The sequence below is a fragment of the Pseudoalteromonas sp. AS71 genome, assembly GCF_038900275.1.
Taxonomy (GTDB): Bacteria; Pseudomonadota; Gammaproteobacteria; order Enterobacterales; family Alteromonadaceae; genus Pseudoalteromonas.
Genome location: NZ_JBBMQZ010000001.1, coordinates 136,961 through 159,164, shown reverse-complemented (window position 1 = coordinate 159,164; position 22,204 = coordinate 136,961). Strand labels below are relative to the sequence as shown.

At 38.1% G+C, this 22,204-nt stretch carries 23 protein-coding genes; 10 read left to right on the top strand and 13 right to left on the bottom strand.

The annotated features are described in order from the left end of the window. Positions 1-42: 42 nt before the first annotated feature. A complete protein-coding gene (locus WNY98_RS00825) occupies positions 43-720 on the bottom strand; it encodes a glutathione S-transferase family protein (RefSeq protein WP_342876862.1) in 678 nt (225 codons plus the stop codon). 177 nt (positions 721-897) lie between these two features. Here WNY98_RS00825 and WNY98_RS00820 point away from each other — a divergent pair, with 177 nt between their 5' ends. Next, the gene (locus WNY98_RS00820; protein ID WP_342876861.1) at positions 898-1,668 is read left to right on the top strand and encodes a DUF1223 domain-containing protein; all 771 of its coding nucleotides are present in this window, start codon (positions 898-900) and stop codon (positions 1,666-1,668) included. 25 nt (positions 1,669-1,693) lie between these two features. Here WNY98_RS00820 and WNY98_RS00815 read toward each other — a convergent pair whose 3' ends face one another. Beyond that, positions 1,694-2,347 (bottom strand): hypothetical protein, encoded by a 654-nt coding sequence (locus WNY98_RS00815; RefSeq protein ID WP_024599506.1) that lies wholly within the window; start codon positions 2,345-2,347, stop codon positions 1,694-1,696. Positions 2,348-2,531: 184 nt separating this feature from the next. On the opposite strand from WNY98_RS00815, the gene WNY98_RS00810 reads away from it, so the two are divergent. Together WNY98_RS00810 and WNY98_RS00805 are read left to right on the top strand one after the other, a co-directional pair. Continuing rightward, on the top strand, positions 2,532-3,890 hold the full coding sequence (locus WNY98_RS00810) for a serine hydrolase domain-containing protein (RefSeq protein ID WP_342876860.1): 1,359 nt from the start codon (positions 2,532-2,534) through the stop codon (positions 3,888-3,890). A gap of 205 nt (positions 3,891-4,095) precedes the next feature. Further along, a complete protein-coding gene (locus WNY98_RS00805) occupies positions 4,096-5,388 on the top strand; it encodes an alpha/beta hydrolase (RefSeq protein WP_342876859.1) in 1,293 nt (430 codons plus the stop codon). A 4-nt stretch (positions 5,389-5,392) separates the two neighbouring features. Here WNY98_RS00805 and WNY98_RS00800 read toward each other — a convergent pair whose 3' ends face one another. Further along, on the bottom strand, positions 5,393-6,214 hold the full coding sequence (locus tag WNY98_RS00800; RefSeq protein WP_342876858.1) for an AraC family transcriptional regulator: 822 nt from the start codon (positions 6,212-6,214) through the stop codon (positions 5,393-5,395). 126 nt (positions 6,215-6,340) lie between these two features. On the opposite strand from WNY98_RS00800, the gene WNY98_RS00795 reads away from it, so the two are divergent. Beyond that, positions 6,341-6,811 carry a YHS domain-containing (seleno)protein gene (locus WNY98_RS00795; RefSeq protein ID WP_342876857.1) on the top strand — a complete coding sequence of 157 codons (471 nt, stop codon included), beginning with the start codon at positions 6,341-6,343 and terminating at the stop codon, positions 6,809-6,811. 101 nt (positions 6,812-6,912) lie between these two features. Continuing rightward, entirely contained in the window at positions 6,913-7,347 is a 435-nt protein-coding gene (locus WNY98_RS00790) for a nuclear transport factor 2 family protein (RefSeq protein ID WP_342876856.1), read from the top strand. A 68-nt stretch (positions 7,348-7,415) separates the two neighbouring features. On the opposite strand, the gene WNY98_RS00785 is transcribed toward WNY98_RS00790, so the two are convergent. The 7 genes from WNY98_RS00785 to WNY98_RS00755 form a co-directional block, all read right to left on the bottom strand. Continuing rightward, a complete protein-coding gene (locus tag WNY98_RS00785; RefSeq protein ID WP_024599512.1) occupies positions 7,416-7,757 on the bottom strand; it encodes a YajD family HNH nuclease in 342 nt (113 codons plus the stop codon). Positions 7,758-7,794: 37 nt separating this feature from the next. After that, complete coding sequence (locus WNY98_RS00780) at positions 7,795-8,730, bottom strand: hypothetical protein (RefSeq protein WP_165721113.1); 936 nt, start codon at positions 8,728-8,730, stop codon at positions 7,795-7,797. Between the two features lie 99 nt (positions 8,731-8,829). Next, a complete protein-coding gene (locus WNY98_RS00775) occupies positions 8,830-9,429 on the bottom strand; it encodes an ACP phosphodiesterase (RefSeq protein WP_342876974.1) in 600 nt (199 codons plus the stop codon). Positions 9,430-9,662: 233 nt separating this feature from the next. After that, entirely contained in the window at positions 9,663-9,896 is a 234-nt protein-coding gene (locus WNY98_RS00770; RefSeq protein WP_039485228.1) for a ChaB family protein, read from the bottom strand. Positions 9,897-9,912: 16 nt separating this feature from the next. Continuing rightward, positions 9,913-10,482, bottom strand: coding sequence for a superoxide dismutase family protein (sodC, locus tag WNY98_RS00765; protein WP_206007717.1), 570 nt, complete (start codon positions 10,480-10,482; stop codon positions 9,913-9,915). 644 nt (positions 10,483-11,126) lie between these two features. Beyond that, positions 11,127-11,621, bottom strand: a complete 495-nt coding sequence (locus WNY98_RS00760) for a hypothetical protein (RefSeq protein WP_024590238.1) — start codon at positions 11,619-11,621, stop codon at positions 11,127-11,129. A gap of 224 nt (positions 11,622-11,845) precedes the next feature. Continuing rightward, complete coding sequence (locus tag WNY98_RS00755) at positions 11,846-13,078, bottom strand: cytochrome C (RefSeq protein WP_342876855.1); 1,233 nt, start codon at positions 13,076-13,078, stop codon at positions 11,846-11,848. A 327-nt stretch (positions 13,079-13,405) separates the two neighbouring features. Between WNY98_RS00755 and WNY98_RS00750 the strand changes: the two genes are divergently transcribed. Both WNY98_RS00750 and WNY98_RS00745 read left to right on the top strand, forming a co-directional pair. Next, entirely contained in the window at positions 13,406-13,651 is a 246-nt protein-coding gene (locus WNY98_RS00750) for a DUF4235 domain-containing protein (RefSeq protein WP_002958040.1), read from the top strand. Between the two features lie 259 nt (positions 13,652-13,910). Further along, the gene (locus WNY98_RS00745; protein WP_342876854.1) at positions 13,911-14,219 is read left to right on the top strand and encodes a hypothetical protein; all 309 of its coding nucleotides are present in this window, start codon (positions 13,911-13,913) and stop codon (positions 14,217-14,219) included. Between the two features lie 436 nt (positions 14,220-14,655). Here WNY98_RS00745 and WNY98_RS00740 read toward each other — a convergent pair whose 3' ends face one another. Then, positions 14,656-15,660: an AraC family transcriptional regulator gene (locus tag WNY98_RS00740; RefSeq protein WP_342876853.1), complete on the bottom strand. Its 1,005-nt coding sequence runs from the start codon at positions 15,658-15,660 to the stop codon at positions 14,656-14,658. 359 nt (positions 15,661-16,019) lie between these two features. Here WNY98_RS00740 and WNY98_RS00735 point away from each other — a divergent pair, with 359 nt between their 5' ends. Together WNY98_RS00735 and WNY98_RS00730 are read left to right on the top strand one after the other, a co-directional pair. Beyond that, on the top strand, positions 16,020-16,823 hold the full coding sequence (locus WNY98_RS00735) for a DUF2306 domain-containing protein (protein WP_342876852.1): 804 nt from the start codon (positions 16,020-16,022) through the stop codon (positions 16,821-16,823). A gap of 296 nt (positions 16,824-17,119) precedes the next feature. Then, positions 17,120-18,268 carry a hypothetical protein gene (locus WNY98_RS00730; RefSeq protein WP_342876851.1) on the top strand — a complete coding sequence of 383 codons (1,149 nt, stop codon included), beginning with the start codon at positions 17,120-17,122 and terminating at the stop codon, positions 18,266-18,268. A gap of 233 nt (positions 18,269-18,501) precedes the next feature. On the opposite strand, the gene WNY98_RS00725 is transcribed toward WNY98_RS00730, so the two are convergent. After that, positions 18,502-19,404, bottom strand: a complete 903-nt coding sequence (locus WNY98_RS00725) for an NAD(P)/FAD-dependent oxidoreductase (RefSeq protein ID WP_342876850.1) — start codon at positions 19,402-19,404, stop codon at positions 18,502-18,504. A 167-nt stretch (positions 19,405-19,571) separates the two neighbouring features. On the opposite strand from WNY98_RS00725, the gene WNY98_RS00720 reads away from it, so the two are divergent. After that, on the top strand, positions 19,572-19,973 hold the full coding sequence (locus tag WNY98_RS00720) for an Rrf2 family transcriptional regulator (protein ID WP_303543998.1): 402 nt from the start codon (positions 19,572-19,574) through the stop codon (positions 19,971-19,973). Between the two features lie 573 nt (positions 19,974-20,546). Here WNY98_RS00720 and WNY98_RS00715 read toward each other — a convergent pair. Continuing rightward, the gene (locus WNY98_RS00715) at positions 20,547-22,079 is read right to left on the bottom strand and encodes a tetratricopeptide repeat protein (RefSeq protein ID WP_058547057.1); all 1,533 of its coding nucleotides are present in this window, start codon (positions 22,077-22,079) and stop codon (positions 20,547-20,549) included. Positions 22,080-22,204: the final 125 nt, after the last annotated feature.

Sequence of the window (22,204 nt, the reverse complement as noted above, 5' to 3'; positions counted from 1 at the left end):
CAGATCAGCTAGCTGGCTCTGCTGTTTAGTATTAAGTACTTTTTATACTTTTGGGTAATTTGAAGGGAAAAACGCTTTTTTAGCGTCTTCATCAAACTCTTTTTTAAATGCTACATCAGTACCAATTACGCGTGCACGTGCAACCGCTGGGCGGCTATCAATGCTTTCAAACCAACGCTTAAGATTTGGATACGGTGCTAAACCTTCTTCGCCTAATACAACCGGTGCTTTATCAATCCAGCCCCAAGCAGAAACATCAGCAATACTGTATGTATCACCCACAATAAAGTCACGACCTTCAAGATGTGTATCAAGTACTTCGTAGTGGCGCTGCGCTTCACGTAAATAACGATTAACCGCGTAATCAAGCCCTTCTGGTGCCATATGTCTAAAGTGAACACTTTGCCCTGAATACGGACCTAAACCAGATGCGATAAACATTAACCACGACAGCATTTCAGCGCGGTCATCGCTCTTACCTTCTAGCTTTTTATATTTTTCAGAAAGGTACATTAAAATAGCATTCGAATCGAACACACGCGTTTCACCATCAACAATTGCTGGTGCTTTAGCGTTTGGATTAATTGCTTTAAATTCAGGTGTATGTTGCTCACCTTTTAAAGTATCAAGAGGAACAAGTTCAAACGGCAAGCCTGTTTCTTCTAAAAAAAGTGCAACCTTCATTGGGTTAGGAGTATGGTGAAAATAAAATTTAATCATGTAAAGTTCCTCAATAATTGAGCAACGATTAAAGCATAGCTTGAGCGAGTGTTCAAATTAAGTTTTCAATAAGTTAAATATGGAGTTAAAACGTGATTCAATTGTGAGTATTTCGTGATACTTCAATCTTAAAAGTCACTTATGCTAAGGTGAATATTAGCCTTTTTGAGCCACAGCATGCTTTCTAAAACATTATATCGTCCATTCCTTATCGTATTTTTTGGGTTAATAATTTTTTGCTTTCAAAGCCAAGCTGCTGAGCAAGTAACTATTTCCAGTACAGCTAATCCGACTACCTTTTTAGAGCTTTACACATCGCAAGGTTGCAGTAGTTGCCCACCAGCAGAGCGCTGGATTTCAACGTTTACAGATGATGAAAAGCTATGGACTGATTTAATCCCTATTAATTTTCATGTTACTTATTGGGATTATTTAGGATGGAAAGACCCGTTTGCCTCTGCTATTTTTAGTAAAAGACAACGTACTTATAAGGCACTCGGTAAAAGTAGGATTGTAGCAACCCCTGGATTTATGGTTAACGGCCGCGGATGGCAAGGTTGGTTTTATAAGCAAGCTATTCCTGTCGCTAAAGCCCCTTATTTGGGTAATTTAAAAGCGACTATAAACAACAGTAAAATTAATCTCGAATACGATACTGTTAATACCAAAGATAATACTAACCAAAACTTAATAGCCCATGTAGCTCTGTTAGGCTTTGGCATAGAAACACAAATACACAGCGGCGAAAACGCAGGCCATAAGTTAAAACACGACTTTGTGGTTATTGGTTACGAGCAAAGTAACATGCAAACTAAGCAGCAATTATCATTAACTGACTTAACCCTGCCTCGCGCTAATAATGTATCGCCAACAAAGCAAGCCTTAGTATTTTGGGTATCTGAAAAAAGCGACCCTACCCCACTACAAGTTGCAGCAGGTTGGTTTTAATATGGATAAAATAAACAGCTGAAGTTTAAAAATAGGCCACCATTACACCTTTAACTATACAGCTTGTTAGTAGTCCGCTCATACCCATATACGTAAACATAAAGCGTTGTTCAGAATCTGTTTTAAACACGAAAGCGACTAAATAAAGAGAAGTAATAATAGCGACGCTTAGCATAAGCCCATAAATAAATGAGCCGCAATAGTGTGGTAATACAGCTAAAGCGAGTGCGATTAAATTAGTGCCAAAGAATGCTACGGGCTTTTTAATACCGCGTAAAATGGCAAATAGCGGTATAACAAAAGTAAGACAATACAGCCAAACAATATGAGTAGACCATTCGTAACTTAAGGGAGCTTTAACTTCAAAAGTAGAAAGCTTAAAATTACTCGAAAAGGTCAATCCTGTATTAATAATTACACTTACAATAAAAGCCCCAATAAATAGAGCGACTAACACCCCAATTGCACCGCCTGCGGTAGCCCCTGCTTTCTCTTTTTCTATAATTAAAATAATGACACTTAACAGCCCACTTAATTGCAACCACTGCCAATAGTCGCCCGTAAAGAGAGGGATAGCAGCTAAAACGATCGTAGTTATAATTAACTTACTTCCATCATTTGAGCGCAATAAATAAAAAGCCATAATAGCAATATAAAATAGAGCAGTTACATCAGGCATATCAACAACTTCCTTGTAAGAATTTAATAACAACCAATAAACGCAGCAATTATACCTATTACTGAGCCCCTATAAAATCCGATAATTGTGTTTACTTTTTAGCTGTGCAATATTAACTCATTATAAAACACAAGGATCGCTAAACCTATCTACAGGTTTGGTATAAAAACTAAAAGGGATGAATATGATTAAGCCATTTTACGCTAGCTGTTTGTTAGCCCTCACGCTATTAACACCCAGCCTTGTAAAAGCAAACCCAACGGCCTCGCAATATCAGCAAATTCTTAACGAAAACCTTGCTGAAAACGAGCCTGGGGTATCTGTAATTATAAGTAAAAATGGCAAAGTACTTTTCAAAGGAACGCGCGGGCTTGCCAACCTTGAACATAACATTGCACTTAATGAGCAAAGCGTTTTACGTTTAGGTTCTATTTCAAAACAATTTACTGCAGCTGCAATTATGATGTTGCAAGAGCAAGGTAAGCTAGCGGTTACCGATGATATTCATAAGTATGTTGCAAGCTTCCCCACCGAGGGCAACCTCGTCACAATCGAAAACTTATTAACCCACACTTCAGGCATCGCCAACTACACAGATGATGACGACCTATTCGATAAAGAAATACAAGTGCCCACCAGCGTTGACGATACGTTAGCGCGATTTGCCAAACACCCAATGGTGTTTAAACCCGGCGAAACAATGGCTTATTCGAACACAGGCTATTCACTGCTTGGTAAAATAATCGAGGTAGCAAGTGGCCAGTCTTATAAAGACTTTATTGAACTACACATATTTAAAAAGCTAGAAATGAACCAGAGTAGTTATGAAGGCCAAGAAATTGTTGCCCACCGTGCAGCCGGATATGAGCAAACAGAGCAAGGGTTTATCAACACCAGCTACATTAATATGGATTGGCCCTATGCCGCAGGTGCGCTTATATCTACTCCAACTGACTTAAACATTTGGTTTAGTGCACTAGCGTCTGGCAAGCTTATTAGTAAAGCAAGTTATGAGAAGATGGTCAGCCCTTTTAAACTTAACGACGGCAGCTTTTCATCCTACGGTTACGGATTAATTATTGAGCCTTTGAATGAATACACCGTAGTTAGACACACTGGCGGAATAAATGGCTTTTTAGCGCACGCACGCTATATTCCAGAGCAAAAGCTATATGTGGCAGTACTGGCTAATTCAAACCACATAAACCCTATTTTTATCAACGAAAAACTCACAGCCAGAGCACTAGGTATTGCACTTCCCGAGTTTAAAAAAGCAGATGTAACAGAGCAGCAATTAGCGCCCGTATTGGGTGATTACCAAATTGATGAAAACACCTTACGCAGCCTAATTTTTGAAAATAACGTTTTGTATTCAAAGCGCACTGGTGGCGATAAAACAAAACTTATTACGATGTCTAAAAATAGCTTTTACTACCCTAATTCAAACAATTACTTAGTAATAGAGCAAAACAGCCAAGGCCAATTGGTAATGAAGTATTTTAGTGGATTATCAACAACGCCTACTGAAGCGATTAAGATTTAACTTTATAACTCCCCCAAAAAACAATGCCTGCAGCTTTCGCTACTTATAAGCTCGGGTGTTTTTGTTTTTAATCCTCGTTAACGCAACAATATATTATAAAATTAGTATGTGATGTGTGAAAGGTAATAAATATGTTACTTTCTATGTGCTAATTTTATACTTTACCTCTTTAGAATAATTTATAAACCGAAAATAAGGAATAAGCATGCTTTTTCACCCTCACGGTAAATCCTATATTTTCGCGCCTTTGCTGATTATTTTGCTATCTGCCTGTACTTCAAACCCAGCTTTAATGCCTACACCCAATTTATATGTAAGCACGCCTTATTCAGAATCCCAAGTACCTAAAAACCTGCATACTACAAGTATGGAGTTACTCTATGTTACAGACCGAGCAATTTCTGAAAAAGAGGGGGTTATGTATAACGCAAGTCGTTCGCCATCCATTGCATACGGTGTAGCAAAAGTAAATTTTGGCGATAAATCCTTGCTGTGGGGGGAGTTATTAGAGCAAAGTAATCTTAAAAATCGCTCCGCAAATTTAACGTATGTAATGGAAAAAGCGGATGAATTAGGTCGCTTTCCTTTATCGCCTTATAAATTTAGACGGGTAAAAAATAAACTCCAAATTGACGAAGATATTTTAGAACGCAAAATTTTTCACGAAACCCAATTAAACAAAAACATTAATCAGCGTTTAAAAAGCAGTAATAATAAAGACGTTATTTTGTTCGTGCATGGTTTTAATAATACCTTTAACGAATCGGTGTTTACCCTTGCCGGTATTTGGCATTTTTTGAACCGACAAGGCGTACCTATTGTTTACTCTTGGCCAGCTGCCGCCACAGGATTAACCGGCTATTTTGAAGATAAAGAGTCTGGTCAATTTACTATTTTTCATTTAAAAGAAACCTTGCGACTACTTTTTAAAAATCCTGAAATTGAAAACATTCATATTATTGCGCATAGCCGTGGTACAGACGTAGTAACCACAACTCTTAGAGAGCTTATAATTGAAAACAGAGCCAGTGGCGGAAATCCTCGAGAAGACCTGCGTATTGAAAACTTAATTTTAGCCGCCCCCGATCTCGATTTTGGTATTATTAAACAAAGACTCATGGCTGAGCAATTTGGACCTGCATTTGGACAAATCACCATTTACACCTCTCAAGAAGATAGCGCATTGGGTATTTCACAGTGGCTAACAAACAGCTTAAGCTTTGGTCGATTAAACACAAAAGATGTAAACATAAACGAGCAAGACATATTTACTTCTGTAGGTAACGTAAGCCTAATTAAAGTACCTAAATCTGGCAGCTTAATAGGTCATGATTACTTTCATAGTGATCCTGCGGTCAGTTCAGATCTTATTAATTTGATACTGCATAAGGCATCGCCTGGTTCTAGAAAGCGACCTTTGCAAAAACTCGAAAATAATTTTTGGTCACTCGATTCAAACTACCTAATTACAACGGATGCAGCTAACTTACAAAATTGAACGTTTACTGCTGGCTCAATAACCACTCTTTTGGCGCTTGCCCTGTTTTTTTTCTAAATACACGGGCAAGTGCAGAGCCATTTTCGTAACCAACCTGATTAGCCACTAAATCCATATTTTGATTTTTTAAAATAAGCTTTTTAGCGACCGATAAGCGCCAATCAGCTAAATAATCAGCCGGTGTTTGCTCAATTACACGCTTAAACGTGTCGGCAAATTTAGAGCGTGACATGCAGCATTCCTCAGCCATAGCGCTAAGCGACCAGCTTTGCTCTGGGGTTTGGTGTATTTTTATTAATACTTTAGCCAACTGAGGATGAGCAAGCCCTGCCATCATCCCGCTTTTAATTGTGTCCTCTTTCAATACCTTACGCAGCACACTAATTAAAAATACATCGCATAAGCGATCTATAATTAAATCCTTACCACTGGCGTCTTTAAATGCCTCTTCAAAAATCCAAAAAGCGCTCTGCTCTAATAATCCATTACCCGTTAATTCGTAATTTAAGCAAAAAGGCAGCGCCTGCAATAAAGGGCTATGCCCTCCACTTTGATAGCTAATTTGTGCACACACTAAATCAGCACCATCGCTTTTATCCGAAAATAAACAGTGCCCTGTAGAGTGAGGAAAAAATATAACCGAAGGCGTAGATAAAACCACTTCAAAGCCACTGTTACTGCGCACTTTTAGAGTACCTGAGCGCAATAAATGTAAATGCCCAACACCTTGATCGTCACTAAAGTCGCTCGTACCGCACATGTTTCCACTAAAAAACACATTGGCGTTAAGTGAAAAGTGACTCAGTACACTCGAAAGTACGTCCATAAGCGTCTCTTTGGGTTATTGGTATGAAAATATAGACTAATAGACGCATATTAACCAAAAAATAACGATAAAGTACAGTTGAGTTTTAAACAAACATACTAATTAAATTACCCTTTGGAGATACACATGAGATTTTCGACACTCACTAAATCAGCTTTTTTTGCAGCATCTGTACTTGCCAGTTCACTAAGCTTTGCAGCAGACATAGACGCAAATGCCGACGTTAACGATATTGCAATTAGTGGTTACGATACCGTTGCTTACTTTACCCAAAACAAAGCAGTAACAGGCAGCTCTAAATATACTTCAACACATAAAAATGCCATTTATAAATTCACCTCAGCTAAGCACCGCGACTTATTTAGAGCGAATCCAGAAAAGTACGCACCACAATTTGGTGGCTTTTGTGCGTTTGGTGTATCAATGGAGAAAAAGTTTGACGTAGATCCAGAAGCGTTCAAAATTGTTGAAAACAAACTTTATTTAAATCTTGATAAATCAGTTCAAAAACAATGGCTAAAAGACGTACCAGGCTTTATTACTTCAGCCGACTCAAACTGGTTTGACATAAAAGACAAAACAGCAAAAGAGCTTTAATAAACAAAGTTTCATTTAAATATAATATTGTGAGGCTGCTTTAGTTTACACCAGCAGCCTTAAATTTAGTGCGTTGTTCATTATTAGCAGTAGAGAGTTTTATGTTGAAATCATTGTTAGTTATTATAAGTGTTACCTTTTTATCGTTTAGTACATTGGCTGATCAAGCCTCAGATAAAGTAGCGATAAAAGCCGCAGTAAACGACTACTTTCAAGGTCAAGGGGAGGCGAGTAAGGCGCGTTTATTTCGCGCATTTGCAGCAGAGCACGCAACAATGGTTGGCGTAGTAAAAAACGACGACGGTAAAGACGTTATTAAGTCGTATAAAGATATGACCAGTGTACTTAACCAATGGGCATCAAATAAAAACCCAGCGGGTGGAAACCTCGATGGTGAAGTTATCAGTATGGACATAGTTGACGATCGTTTAGCTGTTGTTTTATTTCGCTCTACCAACCGTTTTTACGATGCACTAACATTAGCTAAACTAGATAATGAATGGAAAATAGTCGCTAAAGCTTATATTTTACAATAACTATTAAACCAATAATCGCTGTTATAAAATTTTAACCTGTTCATTTGACCATTAACGTGGCTCAACTATTACTTTGATTTATTTAACAGCGCTTTTAAATCGGCAAATGGGGAATGCGTTGCAGCCTCAACTTTTCGCTCTGTAGTCGACCCGCCATACATAATATGTTCATGGTATTTATTGTGTTCATTATCGTGGCAATAAATACACAATAGCTCCCAGTTACTGCCATCTTCAGGGTTATTACTGTGATTATGATCAACATGATGCACCGTTAACTCACGCAAATTAGAGTACTCAAACTCACGAGCACAACGCCCGCATACCCAAGGGTATAACCTTAAGGCTTTTATTCTATAACCTTCCTCTTGCTTCACATAAGCCTGAGGTACTGCGTTATTATTACTCATAGTATTCCTGGTAAATTCACTATTTCGGTGCTCAATACTAAAAAAACTTAATTACTGACAAATCACCAAAAGAAGTATCTATATGCCGGCCTGTTTGCTCCCATGCTCGTAGTACAACCATAAGTTTTTTATTGTCAGAAGTCCAAGACATTCCACCGCCGTACGCTTCAACTTTTTCACCGCCCGAATCTTTTAACCCCAGCCCAGGGTCTGTATTTCGAATATTCCCCTTACCTACTTTGTATTCAGCAAATACGTGAACATTATGCGGTAACGAAAATGATAAAAGCGAGCCAATACTCGCTCCATACGAATTAGAAATTAACTTAGTGACCTTTGGTGCAGACGAATTTAAAAAATCAGCCTGAAATACAATATTATCTTTATTCTCAAGAGATACATGCTTGAAAGACCACGCGCCAACAATACTTAACGACAAATCAAATTTGTTACTTAGCTTTGGCCTATTAAGAAAAAAATGCTCAAACAAAGACTCTTTATTGTTAAAGGTATAAAAATTGTGTTGACCAGATAGCTCAAACTTGGTTGAACGTGTATTTTGCGAGAAAATTTGATCCGTTTGATTGCCGCTTAAATTGCTAGCCGTGCTTTGCAGTCCTTCAAGCGTTTGATAATTAAAAGTGATTTTAGAATTTTTAAACTTTCTATATGAAAGCAGTATATCTTGTGTTTTTGTTTCAACATCATCTTCAAAAATATCGGCAGAGTAGCCAATTTCAATGTCGTTAATATCAAAAAACACACCCACACGTTGGTTGTTTATGGGCTCTAACGAAAACAGTGTTTTTTGATTACTCCCAGCCAAGTCGTCGTATATTAACGCGTGACTAGTGTTAGGGTTTGAAATAGTGGTTCGTACCGACTTTAAGTCAAAGTCGAAAGCCAATACAGCACCAGATTGAAATGCAGCTAAAACAGCAAAGCTCACAATAACCAAGTAATTGCGATTCATTAAAAACACTCAAAAGTTAATTTGTATTAGAGTAGCGTTTTTTTCACCTTAAATTATCACAAAAGGTTAACAATTGATAAAAACTTTAAATAATGCGCTTTATGCCATTTTTGGGGTGCTTTCAAGGTCAAACTCACTTACATGCTTAATTAGCTCCGGAAAGAACGCTAAAAACACGGCTTCTAATTCATCGTAGTTACGCGTTATGTCATCGGCCGCCCCCGCAAAGTTATTAGTAAAACGGATGCGGTTAGCAATATTATCAAGTGCTACTCCTATTCCCTCAACGGTTTCGTACTCTTTAAACCAATCGTTTTTGGTCATACTTGTTACAACATGCTGCATGCGCGGCGGCATAACAGGTATGCGATTATTCAAAAGCTGATAGCTGGTGTACTTAAAATCACTTAAAGGTTGCTTGCTAAAGCGCTGCCAATGCACAATTAAAAAATGATCAAACACCACATCAATAGCCACACCAGCAAAACGTTTACGCTCGGGCGAAAAGTACTGCTTAGTGGTTTTTACTAAAGGGTGGGAGTCTGTAAATTTATCGACTAAATAGTGGTTATCGAGCCCGTTTTTAACCCTATTTGGTAAGTGATCTACATGCCTTTTACCACCAAAGTCACCTAACAAGTTTCCAAAGTGAGAATCGGCTGTGGGCTGCGCTAAATAAAGATGAGCTAAATAATTCAAAGTGTTCTCTGGCTTGGCTAATACAAACAAATAATAACGTAAATTTAAACCAAACTCACATTCGTGTTTAAAGCAGTACTTATGGTTTTGCTTACCAATTTTACTCAAACACGCCGTAAAGTATTGTTTAACGGATAAATAGAAAAGTGATTAATCACTGGGCTCTATAAAAAAGCCACTACAATAAGCTGTAGCGGCTTTTTAATGCTTTAGCTTTGTTAGTTTGATCAAAACTAGTTACTCGACTTAACCCAATTTCCATTATCATTTTTACTGTAGCTATTTTTAACCGCAGACCAAGCCACTTTGTGCGCAGTGGTTTCGCGGTCGTCGTCGTTTTTTCTATCGCTTGGGTCCTTGTAGGTATCCCACGCACTATTAAACGCCTCTTGATATATCTCTTGGGCATGTTTAGGTAAATTACTTTTTACCGACTCAGGTAGTTCGTCACGGTTTTTATATGGCATAACATTCTCCTTATATTTACTCTATTACGCCACAAGCAACGCGGCTACCACCGCCGCCTAATGGCTTTGGCTCATCTGCATAGTTGTCACTTCCTTCGTGAATCATCACTGCGTGTTGTTTAAGTTGTTCAAGCGTGAGCCTTGGCGCTAAAACAGGCGATTTAGCTTGGCCACTTTCATTTACATACAACGCCGGTAAATCACCTAAATGACCGTTAGCCCAAGGATAATCATGATGCTCGCTAGCTTTTGGATCGAAATGCCCACCAGCGCCACCACCAGGCACTACCTCATCGCCTTTTTTCTTGGGTTCACAACTAGCAAATTGATGAACATGAAAGCCATGCTGCCCAGGCGTTAAACCTTTTAAGTTTGGTGAAAAAACAACGCCGTGATCATTTTCTGTTAGTGTAATAGTGCCTAGTAATTGCCCCTGCCCCGACTTAGTAACTTGGTGCATTTCAACGTTTACATTAGCCAGTGCACTATTTTGTAGTAAAACGCTGGTAAATAATATTGCAAAAGCAGGTTTTAAAACGCGGTTTAAACTTCTTTTAGCTTTTGAATCAAACTGCAAACAATTCATCATCATCTCCTGGTTTAGTATCAAATTAATAAAACAATAACGCTAAATTAAGCGGCTATTAAACAAGTAGTTTCAATGTCTATACCAGTCCTATGTGCAAACATATATTTATGTATTTTTTAGTCGTAATTTATTGATTAAAAATAATTTTAACTAAATAGCTATTTAATTAATGAGCTAACTTTCACTCAAAGATTAAGTGAAAACCAAGGCATATTTACAAAGCTCGTGAGAAAAGATTACCAACGTCCCACCAAAAAAGATAAGCCAAGTGAAAAAGAGGATCTTAAAGAGGCAGTTATTACTTAGGCGGTAGTCTCAAGTGTTGGTGTTGGTTGAATGGCCGTACGTTATAAATTTAAGAAGCGCCAATCTAAATAAGCCCTCTAAGATACTCTTCACGCATTATATTTATAAGGGGTATTTATTTTTTATAATCAAAGCATGTCTAAAAAATCCGAGTATAAATGGGTCCATTTAATGACAAAAAATTACGTTATTTAGTTGTTCTATATCAGAAGTTTTTATCGCAGTTAGCGTAAGATTTAATCCTTAAAATTAATTAAGTATTATTGCTCCGCACTAAAAAGCAAGCACAAAAAAAGGTGAAACCAAGTTTCACCTTTTTAATTAATTAGCTAGCGTTACGCTGTAGATACGTTGCTTGCGCCTGCATTATTAAGTATTTCTTCAATAGCGTTTTTGTTGTCACTATCGTACTTAATACCAATTAATATAGAGCCTTTTTCAATGGCATCTTCATAATACTTAATTTCGTGCTCAGGGATAAACGCACCAATTGCGGCACCTAAAGTACCACCTACTGCGGCGCCTGCGCCACCAGCAGCAAATGCAGCGACTAATGGTCCGGCAACTAATAAACCAGTACCACCTGTTGCTACAGTCCCTACGGCAGTGAAACCACCAATAATTGCAGCAAGAATACCACCCGAAGCCGCGCCAATAAGGCCGCCTTCAGAAGCTTTAGTACCTTCGTCTACAGCAAAATCTTCCTTTGCGTATGAGTCGTTGGCTACAATACTTATATCAGCTTCATTAATACCTAAAGCTTCTAATCTATAAATTGCGAGTGTTGCTTGTGATGCACTTTCGAATAACCCAGTAATAACGGTACTCATAATAACTCCTTTATTTATTTAAGAAAATACACTTACTACCAAGCAAAACCCGAACCAAGTAATTATCATTTAAAATCAACAATATAAAACAAAACCCCGTGCTAACACTCTTATTATTAGAGTAAAAATTGCCAAATTTTGTAAAAAACTCCTACCCACATAAACAAACTTAATAACAAGCGATAGCAGTTTTAATATAAATATATTTACAAAAGGAAAATTTATTACTCAGACCATGTAATTTCAGCTAATTGATTCGTCGCTGTTTGGTGAATAATCAGCCCATTATTCCCCATGCGCATGTGCCTAATTAAACCTGAGTAAATCCCCTCTTTGCTCGGAATTTGCCAGCTCTGCATGGTTTCGGTATTAAGGTCGAACCTTACTAAGGTTTCAGGGCGTTTGGCTGACTCGTTAAACCAAATGGCGTTATCGGCATATTCAATTGCATACGGGTGACTGTTTTCACCGCTGGGATTATCCCACTGGGTGATCTTCTTGGTTTTTGGGTTATAGCGGCCAAGTTTACCCATACCAGAGTTAACATAAAAAACCATATCGTCAGGCGTAATGGCAAGTCGCCTTGCATGCGTTTTGGCGCCAGGGAGTTTAATCTCACTAAGCTCCATAGAGTTTTTATCAACTTTAACCAAACAGTTACTACCATTACACGACACCCACGGCGTGCCGTTTGAATCAAGCTTAATACCATATGGCCGTGAGCCTTTAGTGGGTAAAGTAGCCAGCTGAATATCACCGCTTTTAGGATCTAGCTTGCCAACCATATTACTGTGCTGCAGGGTAAACCAAAATATACCTGCCTCGTCAAATACACCAGTATGCGGGTCGCGGGCATTTTTATCGGGCATTTTATACACTTTAAATTTTTCGGTTTTTAAATCTAAATATCCAACCGTGCCATTTTTATTACCTAAAAACCAAGGAGTTTGATTTTTATCAAGCGACACACTGTGCGCATAGGTACCACTTGGCAGTGTGTACTCTTTCATATCGCCGGTTTTAGGGTCTAATCTACCTAAAATATTACCCCACTGGCCAACCCACCAAATAAGTCCGTTTTTACCTTGTACCGGATCGCGAGCGCGCTGCCCAAGAGTAGGCACTTGCCAGTACTTAAAGCTAAGCTTTAAATCGCCCGTAACAACCTTAGACTCGCGCTTGTTATTAACAGGATAATGCTCAGCTAAATAAGCGCTTATATCTTTACTAAGCGCAGCACCCTCGCCCGTATCCACCATATAGCTTATTAATGTTTGCCAGTCCTGCTGACTATAACCCGCGCTACTCTCAAGGTTATTTAAACTATGGCAACTAGCACAAAGCTGCTTAACTAGCGGCCCTTGCTCGTTACTAAGCACAGTTACCGGTGCAGCCAAAGTGCCCGACACAGCCATTACCGCAACGTATTTATTAAATAAAAATCGATTTTTACTCATAACGCCCTCCCTTGTTTTTTAATATTAAAGCATAGGGCGATGGTGTTTACTATATGTACAGATAAGCCGACTGGAAGGTAAGTTAATTTGCAGAGTAAATGCCTCAAAAATAGACCTGAGCACAGTGGCACAGGCTTTACGTTAGTTACTTAGCTGATGCTTAAGTGTGATTTAAAACGACTAAATTACACAAAGAGAATAATAGCCGCTTAAAACCTGATTTAAAGTCTTCAGAGTCTATCGGTATGTAAATTGCTGGTACTACTGTTCTTACTTAAAGAGTTACATATTGATAACTCACGCTACAACTAAATAATCGAGGGTAATATGAGTAATAAACAGCTAATTACGACGATAGGTATAGGTCTGGCCGCTGCATCAGCAGGTATGTTAACAAGGAAAACTTTACAAAAATCGTGGGAAAAGGTTACCAACGAACCAGCCCCAAAAGATAGACCAAGCGAAGAAACCGATCTCAAAGAGGCCGTTACATGGGCGGTAGTTTCGGGTATTGGTGCGGGTGTTGCAAGAATGGCCGTACGTTATGTACTAGACAAGCGCCGATCCAAATAAACCGACCCAATTAATACCTCTTATAAGTATTAAGCGCGTAATGCGATGAGGTTCTAAAAGCGGCTTGCGACAACCACTCCCTAGTTGTTGCAAGCAACTTGGCAAAACCCTAGGGCGCCTTCCGACATCCCCTCCAGTTTTTAAGCTGATACACTCTATTAAACATTAACTCCCTTTCAAAGTTGTTGCCTGCCTACAAGCTTGCGTATAATGCCCGCATTCCGGCTGCATTTTTTAGCCGCTAACTTGGATTTTATTAATGAAAAAACTCTCTGCAGTGCAAATAAAGCAGCAAACACTTGTGCTTAATACAGCTGAAAAATTAGAAGAACAAGGCCGCACTGAGCTCCCAGGCATGCTGCAATGCTGGTTTGATGTGGAATATCACTTATTTCCAAGTACACTACTGCTGTGCTTTCAGTTTGAAAACGAGCAAGCCTTAGCGGCCGCAGAGCCTGACTTATTAAAGTGGCAAAAGCGTTTAAGCGGCGCAATGCTTAAAAAAGGCGTTATTTTAAAAGATATGCGTAAACATTTAGTGTTCACCTTAAAAGGGCCTGACGAATAAAGCGAAGGTGTTCAAAGGTTACTTCGGGCTAACGCCCATGTGGCTAGCACTATATAGAAAACCGTTGTATTGCTACAACGGTTTTTAATTTTCATTAGAACCGAAAGTAGAATCCATAGAGGTCAAATTAATCTTGGATTTTTTATCAGCAGGTGATAGAAATTGATCACTAAGAAGCACGAATGCACTTCAATACTAAAACGAAGGATTGTTTGCTCAATGCAGTAAAAAATGCTTAAAATCGTCATCACTCAAAAAAGTGTTTTCACGCCCTCTTCTACGATTCACACATGATAAAACGCATTCTTATACTCTATTCGCAGCGGTCTAAACATATTAATTAACTCAATGAGCAATAAACTATAAACTTAGAGCATTGATATAAAGTTAAAATTAGACTCTTTTGTTTTATTTACAGCGAACTAAACATAGCTGGCTAATCAACAAGCTCCCGTATACCTTTATTATAGTAGCCACCGTTTTGTTTTCGATACTCATTAGGAATGTCACCCACAATACTTTTAAACACGCGATTAAAAGTAGCAAGAGAAGAAAAGCCACTCTCAAGTGCTATGCTTAAAATACTCCACTCTTTGGTCTGATCGTTTATTAATAACTTTTTTGCATACTTAACGCGGTATTGGTTAATAAATAAATTAAAGTTAGCTGCTTTATAGTGATAGCGGATTGCTCGGCTAACTTTGTACTCAGGCACCATAAGCGCTTGTGCAAAATCTGAAATTTTGAGGCTGGCTTTTAAGTAAAGCTGCTGCTCATTAATAAGCTTTGTAATGCCAACTATCAATTCAGGCTCTACATCTTGATTGCAGTTTTCATTTAGATTAAATGTGTCATTGTTAATAGTGCCAATATCATCTTCTTGCTTAAGCGCTTGGTTATTTATTACTTTTGCTTGAAGCAGCATAACTCCCTGCATTGCAAATACGATTAAAAGTGCAGATGAAGTTATGATAATGGGGTTATACAGCTCAATTTCAGCCGCACTAAAAATAAACTTAGAAAAAATACTTGCATTAAACACAGCTAAAACCCAAGCGCTCCCAAAGATGATTGATTGCATTTTTTGTGACTGTGTTTTTTTACTATAACCTCTAAACGCCTCCCAAAAAGAAAGCGCAAGGATACTTGATGAAAGCAATATGGTGACCTCATTCACCCCTTGCTTTAAACGCCACATTATATCACTGGTAGGTAAAGGCTGAGGATCAAGGCTCACTAAGTAGTGCCATGTTTGATTAAACATGATCAAGCCCGCAATGGTTGCAGCAAAAGTCACATGCCTGCGGGAAACTGGCGAATGCTCACGAAATAACGTTCTTGCAATCAGCCATGAAACATTACATGTTGCGCAAGTGAACAACCCGATTAAATATTGATACGCGCCTATACTTTGCGCACTGAGCTTTTGTGCTGCCACCATACAAAGGGAGCCACAAAATATCACAAATAAATAATGAACCAGCTGCTTATCTTTTTTCAGCGCATTTAAAAACATTAACCCCATACAAACAAAAAGAAGAAGATAATAAGGGGAATAATTTTGCATAATAGCGTGCTCTTAAAATGACGTTTTAACCAACAACGTGGCCTGAATTACATGGTACAAATTAACATGTATGTTGGCAAAAAAACTTTGTTAGTGAATGTGTCCATACCGCCCTAGCTAATTACAAAAAACTATCAATATATCGTTGCTCAAATTCCGAATTTGAGAAGCAATCACCATGAAAGTCTTTATATTTGAGCTATTGAAAAGACTTTTTGGAAAAGCACATGTTAATGCAAACAATAAAAAAAACGCCCAATGAGCTACTTGAGATGAGTAAAAAAATGTGGTTCACGTGCCTATTGATGGCACAAATCTGTTTTGTTATTTACCTCGCCTTGGGATACGGGCTTACGGGGGTCACTACGGGAATATCTGGCTGGAGCCGTATAAATAGCTCCGCCTATGTTGCCAGCGATCCCACCGGTAATTCAATGTACGCGCTGCATGTGTTACTCGCCATCGTGATGATAATTGGTGGTAGCTTACAGCTAATACCTGCAATAAGAGCAAAGTATACTAAGTTTCACCGCTACAATGGTCGCGTGTTCGTAATGTTAGCCTGTACCATCTCTTTAGCAGGTATGTACCTTATGATAGCCAGAGGAACCGTTGGTAACACCTTGATGCATGCGTTGACTATGCTTAGTGGTTGCGTGGTTATTTTAGCGAGTATATTAGCCGTACAAGCGGCCAGAAAGCGTAATATCACTAAACATAAAATTTGGGCGATACGTTTATATCTTGCAGCAAACGGCGTTTTATTTTTTAGGCTGATGATTTTTGCCTGGTTTTTAATATTCGGCTCACTAGGAATTGATACAACAACGTTTACAGGTCCAACCGTGTTAACTATTAGCGTATGTTCTTATATTATGCCGCTGCTTATAGCTGAGTTAGTCAGATATGCAGGTAAAACGTTTAATAGAGTGATAACAATCGCCACCGCTGCTTTAATGATGTTGATATCCATTGTATTTTTAGTCGGCTTATTTGGTGTAGTGCTTGCAAGTTGGTACCCAGCGATAGTTGGCTAACGTACTCAATAATCATTGAAGAAGAGAGAGCGAACTAGATGGAAAAATACAATGTAAAAAACAATTAAAAAGGTATTTTCGTATTCTATTCATAACGGTCTAGACATAGTAATTAACTCAATGAGCAATAAACTGTAAATCTAGACCCTTGATATACTGAGCAAAATTTGCCCCCTTGGTTTTTAACAAACAACAAAAGCAAATATCAGTCGTTTCAACGTTAATTGGTTGCTCTTAGTTAGCAATCGTAGGATAGTAAATTACACATAAAACAATCGCTTTATATTAGGAGTATCATGATCAAAGTATTATTAGCGACCAGCTTAATTGCCTCTTCATTCGCTGCTTTAAGTAACCCTTTAACTGTTGAAGAACAGCGTATCAACAAAGCCCAAACAGCTATGCCAAGTGTTTTAAAAGCATTTACCCCAGAAGTATCAAGTTTTGAACAACAATTTAAAGAGTTAAACGACTTCAAAAGTGCAAAAATATTAGTACAAAACTTTAGCTTTGAACTGTGGGAAAACGCCAAGCAACGCATAGTAAAAACCAATAATTACGACGACCGAGAGCTCTACTGGGCACGCCTGCTTTCAAGCAAAGTAATACGCACAACATCACCTAAATTTTCAATTACGCAGGCTCAACTAAATACTTTATTAACCCTACTTGAGGAAGGCAGCAGAGGCCGTACCGACCTTGCTTTTTCGTCAGGCAGCACTAAAAAAATATTACTAACGGGTTTTGACCCATTTTTACTCGATAGAAACATAAACCAAAGTAACCCCTCAGGTGTTGCAGCGTTATTACTCGACGGCCAAGTTATTAATTACAACGGCGTGAGCGCAGAAATTAACACCGTTATGGTGCCTGTGCGCTACGAAGACTTTGACCAAGGCATAATAGAATCACTACTTGCCCCCTACTACGCACTTAATAATGTAGACATGGTAGTAACCGTAAGTATGGGCAGAACAGAGTTTGATTTAGAGCACTTTCCGGGTAAACGTCGCAGTGTAACCGCCCCAGATAATGCCAATATTGTGTATGGTGGAACGCAAACAAGCCCAGTAATACCAAAGCTTAATGGCCGACCACTCCCGGGCAACGAGTTTGTAAAATTTAGCTTGCCTGTAAGTTACATGCAACAAGCCAAAGGCCCTTATAAAGTTATCGACAATCACGAAGTCACCACGCTTGAAAAAACCTATAAAGCAGGTTCGTACGGCGAGCTAAAGAATAGTATTGCGGTAAATGGCGGCGGAGGTGGTTACTTGTCTAACGAAATATCGTACCGAAGTATTCGCCTGCGTGACGCACTTAATTCAAGTATACCTACAGGGCATATTCATACCCCGCGTATACAACAATTCGAACCTGAAACAGAAGCTAAAATAGTAAAACAAATAAAAGCAATGCTAGAGCAGAGCTTAGTAGCGCTATAGTTTATAACTGCCAATTTAAGCGCATAAAAAAGGGGAGCCACGCCTTATTCCGCGCTTCATTGCAGGTTATTAGGATCTGGCCTTGCCTTTTTTTAAAATAAAAAAGGCAAAAAGAAAGACCTAACCATACCTATTTTCACATCATTTGTTTATCTTTGAAGGTAGTTTCCCAAGATTCTAATGATGCTTTATTTCTTGTCAGGCTAACGGCCTTATGTGCGCTGATAACTTAACTACAATAACTCGTGTATTAATTGTTTATGTGCACCTATACCCGCCATTACACCTGAGGCTGAAGCAAATGTGGCATTTTGCATTGGATTCGCTATATCGCCAGCGGCAAATACACCAGCAACTGTGGTTTGTTTAAAATCGTCAGTTACAACTACAGCGCCCATTGGCCCATCAGTAAACTCACAGCCTAAAAGCTCAACAAGGGGGCTCGCCATATGTGTTTTAGGCCCAACATATAAGCCTCCTAATTCAATGATGCGATCATCGGTAAGTTTTACCGCTGATACTTCAAGGTTATCCCCTAACACTTCAACAACGGGCATATCTTCAAAGCTAACACCACGTTGCTGTAAAAAAAGTTTCTGCTCTGGATCAGGCTGGTATTCGCCTTGAGAGAAATAGGTGGTAACTCCCCAATCAGGGATCATTCCTGCTTGATGCAAAGACAGTGGCCCCGTTGCAATAACGCCTAACGAGCGATTGCGTAACTCATAGCCGTGACAATAAGGGCAATGTATAACACTTTTACCCCAACGCGCTTTAACGCCTTTAATATCAGGCAATTCATCTTTTAAGCCTGTGGCGAGGATAATTTTTTTACAGGCGATTGTTTCACCGTTATTGATTTTTACGGTAAAGCCCTGCACTTCTTTGTTAATATCAACCACTTTATCTTCAATAATATTAACACTTTCATACGCTTGTAACTGCTGCCATGTTTTCTCTTTAATTGCTGCAGGACTGTATCCATCTAAGCCTAAAAAACCATGCGAATGATCAGTGAATCTGTTTCTTGGTTTACCTGCATCAATAACAGTTACTTTGCGCTGAGCCCTTACTAATTGCGTTGCTGCGGAAATCCCCGCAAAACTCCCACCTATAATCACAACATCCTGCTTCATCTTTAGTTCCTCATTTATTGCAAACAGATTCATTCATCAACACCAACTCATGAAACATATTAAGTTACATGAGTTTTGAAAGTCAACACATGCAACATTAAAAGTTTCGTGATATTATCAAACACATAAAATAGCTGAGGCTATTTGTATATTAAGAAGAGAATAAAATGAGAAAAGACAGTCGTTTATCGCGCATGCTGCATATTCTAATTCACATGGATCACATGGACAGGCCTGCAACATCAAATCATATAGCAACCATGCTACAAACTAATCCTGTGGTTGTAAGGCGTACTATGGCGAGGTTACGCGATAAAGGTTATGTAACTTCGATAAAAGGGCACGGCGGCGGCTGGCTTTTAAATGTCTCATTAGCAGATATCACCTTGCTAGATATTCATATCGCCTTAGGTGAAAGCTCTGTATTCACTATCGGCTTAAGTGATGAACATACAGAATGCCTGATTGAAAAAGCAGTAAATAGAGAACTAGCCAGTGCACTTAAAGCTTCAGAAGATTTATTACTAACACGCTTTGGTGAAGTTAGTTTAGATAAGCTAGCCTTCTAGTAGGATGTGTAGTCATGCTGCAATTGAGTTTAAATAATAAGAACACTTGGTTTTTGAATAAAAAGATCAAGTAAACACAGCTGTCTGCTTGACCGGAATTTTCTAATGGGTGACCCCTTTGGTTTTCTTCTCTACCACGGTTAATCACATGGTAAACGCATTTTCATATTCTATTCGCAGTGGTCTAGACAGAGTAATTAACTCAACGGGCAATAAACTATAAATCTAGATCACCAATGTCCGAAGTCAAGATTTGACCCCTTTGGTTCTTGGACGGTAAAGAGGTTGAGAAAGGAGGTTAGAAATAAATATTTAGCTATTAATAACTAAATTTAAAATAACATTGGGGTTACCATAGAAATTAAAAAGCCAGCATCGAGCTGGCTTTAAATAAATTTAATCGATAATTGGTGGAGTAATATCATCTAAAGTTCTTGTTTCATTCATCATAATGTTCACCAACGTTGTTTAATTTAAAAGTAGTCAGTCCGTAAGACTGTCGATTAACTCTGTTTACAAGTTTAGTATAGATCAACAACAATAAACAAGCCTTTTCGTAAAATATAAACTATGTTATTGAGCTACCTTATACTTTTCAATAAGGCTGACAAATGCAGGTTCATTGCGTATATTTTCAAAGTCAGACTCAGTTGATAGGTGTGATATTACAGTCGTTCCATCATCTTTCTCAATCGCGATCTCAAGCTGTTCCATGACTTTATCTACACTCTGCTTATTTAAAGATAAGTAACATGCATAATTATAAAAAAGTAAGTAGTTAGAGGTAGCATCATCGCTGTATCTAATTGCTTTTTCAATCAATTCTAATGCATCAGCATACTGTTCTAATCTCTTATAACAACATGCTAGTTTCCATAGTACGCTTGGATCATTTGGATTTGCTTTAAGATATTCTTCAAAATAACTTACACCTTTAGCATAACTACACTCATGTAAAGCCATCGCACCTTGCAGTTTTAAATGATTGAGTTTAAGAGCCTCGACATCATCAGAGAAATCTTTGGTGCATTCCTCTGTTGCAGAATCATAATTATTCATCTCTCCCTTGCTTCTCAAGTACTCAATAAAACTAACTAAGATGCCCAATCTTTCACCACAAACACTCAAAGCGCAATCTTCTATACGAACAATTTCTTCTGTTTCTAACTGAAACAAAGTCACATTTAAAGTGTTATTTCTAAATTTAATTTTATCTTTTTTAGAGCTTAAATATTTTCTTAGCTTTTCTGGGTTGCTCAATAAGTATTCTAAGTCCTGAATACACCTTTCAGAGCCACTTAAGTAAAGCCTAAAGAAAATTTCATCTCTGAGGGATATTTTTGATTCATTGTATTCTTTAAATGTTTTTACAAGCGCTTGCCTTTTTTTCTTTAACTTCCACTCATGAAATTTTTCACTTATCGTGACCAAATAAGCTAAAACAAAGAAGAAAGCGATCCCATAAGTAAAAATTCTAACAGCTTGCATTCCAAGAGAGCCTGAAAACGAGCTTCTAAGAAAAGATTTTTCCTCAATACTATTTACATTAAACAGCACATCAATTTCATCCAGAGAGGCGACCTTTCCCAATGGCTTTATCGACGGGTTATTACCTGACTCATATAAAATCAGTAACTTAATATCAAAATAATGTTCTGGATCTAAAATAATTTTATTAAAACCTACGTCTGTAGAATTAATTTTCTTTACTTTTAGATTAGTTTTCAAATACTCTTGGCTGAACGCTATATAGGAAGGCTCTTCAGCAACTACACCATCTGTTATTGAAAAGCCAATAGGTAACTTCGAATCATATGACCCCTCTGTTATAGCTGTATCACCATTATTTATAACTCTTACAGTCATAAACCGAAGTTCTTGATTTTTTTCTTTTAAGCTATTGCCTTTATAAAGAATATCTAATTCCCCAAGCTTTTCTTTAACATCTAGTACAGCAGAATTTGATGTAATTATATAATCTAAATCCGGTACTGATTTTTTATAGAAACCTAAATAAACGGAAAGCGCTCCAAAGATAACTGCCAAAATAAACCCAGAAAAAGACCATGGAAACTTTTTTTCAACTCCCTTGAAAGCCTCTAACACTATTTTCCCCAAAATACTGAAACAATAAAGTTATAGAATACATAAGTTTGACAAATAAACAAAGAAAGTCCTATTTGAGAGTTACTCAAAATTATAGGATAGTGCTGAGTGCTATGGAGATAAGC

Coding starts and splice junctions, on each gene's coding strand:
- WNY98_RS00820 (WP_342876861.1), top strand. CDS start 898: ATGCTTTCTAAAACATTATATCGTCCATTCCTTATCGTATTTTTTGGG.
- WNY98_RS00810 (WP_342876860.1), top strand. CDS start 2,532: ATGATTAAGCCATTTTACGCTAGCTGTTTGTTAGCCCTCACGCTATTA.
- WNY98_RS00740 (WP_342876853.1), bottom strand. CDS start 15,660: ATGGTGGCAGCACAAAAGCTCAGTGCGCAAAGTATAGGCGCGTATCAA.
- WNY98_RS00730 (WP_342876851.1), top strand. CDS start 17,120: ATGATCAAAGTATTATTAGCGACCAGCTTAATTGCCTCTTCATTCGCT.
- WNY98_RS00770 (WP_039485228.1), bottom strand. CDS start 9,896: ATGCCATATAAAAACCGTGACGAACTACCTGAGTCGGTAAAAAGTAAT.
- WNY98_RS00795 (WP_342876857.1), top strand. CDS start 6,341: ATGAGATTTTCGACACTCACTAAATCAGCTTTTTTTGCAGCATCTGTA.
- WNY98_RS00825 (WP_342876862.1), bottom strand. CDS start 720: ATGATTAAATTTTATTTTCACCATACTCCTAACCCAATGAAGGTTGCA.
- WNY98_RS00750 (WP_002958040.1), top strand. CDS start 13,406: ATGAGTAATAAACAGCTAATTACGACGATAGGTATAGGTCTGGCCGCT.
- WNY98_RS00735 (WP_342876852.1), top strand. CDS start 16,020: ATGCAAACAATAAAAAAAACGCCCAATGAGCTACTTGAGATGAGTAAA.
- WNY98_RS00790 (WP_342876856.1), top strand. CDS start 6,913: ATGTTGAAATCATTGTTAGTTATTATAAGTGTTACCTTTTTATCGTTT.
- WNY98_RS00780 (WP_165721113.1), bottom strand. CDS start 8,730: ATGAATCGCAATTACTTGGTTATTGTGAGCTTTGCTGTTTTAGCTGCA.
- sodC (WP_206007717.1), bottom strand. CDS start 10,482: ATGAATTGTTTGCAGTTTGATTCAAAAGCTAAAAGAAGTTTAAACCGC.
- WNY98_RS00720 (WP_303543998.1), top strand. CDS start 19,572: ATGAGAAAAGACAGTCGTTTATCGCGCATGCTGCATATTCTAATTCAC.
- WNY98_RS00755 (WP_342876855.1), bottom strand. CDS start 13,078: ATGAGTAAAAATCGATTTTTATTTAATAAATACGTTGCGGTAATGGCT.
- WNY98_RS00725 (WP_342876850.1), bottom strand. CDS start 19,404: ATGAAGCAGGATGTTGTGATTATAGGTGGGAGTTTTGCGGGGATTTCC.
- WNY98_RS00745 (WP_342876854.1), top strand. CDS start 13,911: ATGAAAAAACTCTCTGCAGTGCAAATAAAGCAGCAAACACTTGTGCTT.
- WNY98_RS00815 (WP_024599506.1), bottom strand. CDS start 2,347: ATGCCTGATGTAACTGCTCTATTTTATATTGCTATTATGGCTTTTTAT.
- WNY98_RS00760 (WP_024590238.1), bottom strand. CDS start 11,621: ATGAGTACCGTTATTACTGGGTTATTCGAAAGTGCATCACAAGCAACA.
- WNY98_RS00785 (WP_024599512.1), bottom strand. CDS start 7,757: ATGAGTAATAATAACGCAGTACCTCAGGCTTATGTGAAGCAAGAGGAA.
- WNY98_RS00800 (WP_342876858.1), bottom strand. CDS start 6,214: ATGGACGTACTTTCGAGTGTACTGAGTCACTTTTCACTTAACGCCAAT.
- WNY98_RS00805 (WP_342876859.1), top strand. CDS start 4,096: ATGCTTTTTCACCCTCACGGTAAATCCTATATTTTCGCGCCTTTGCTG.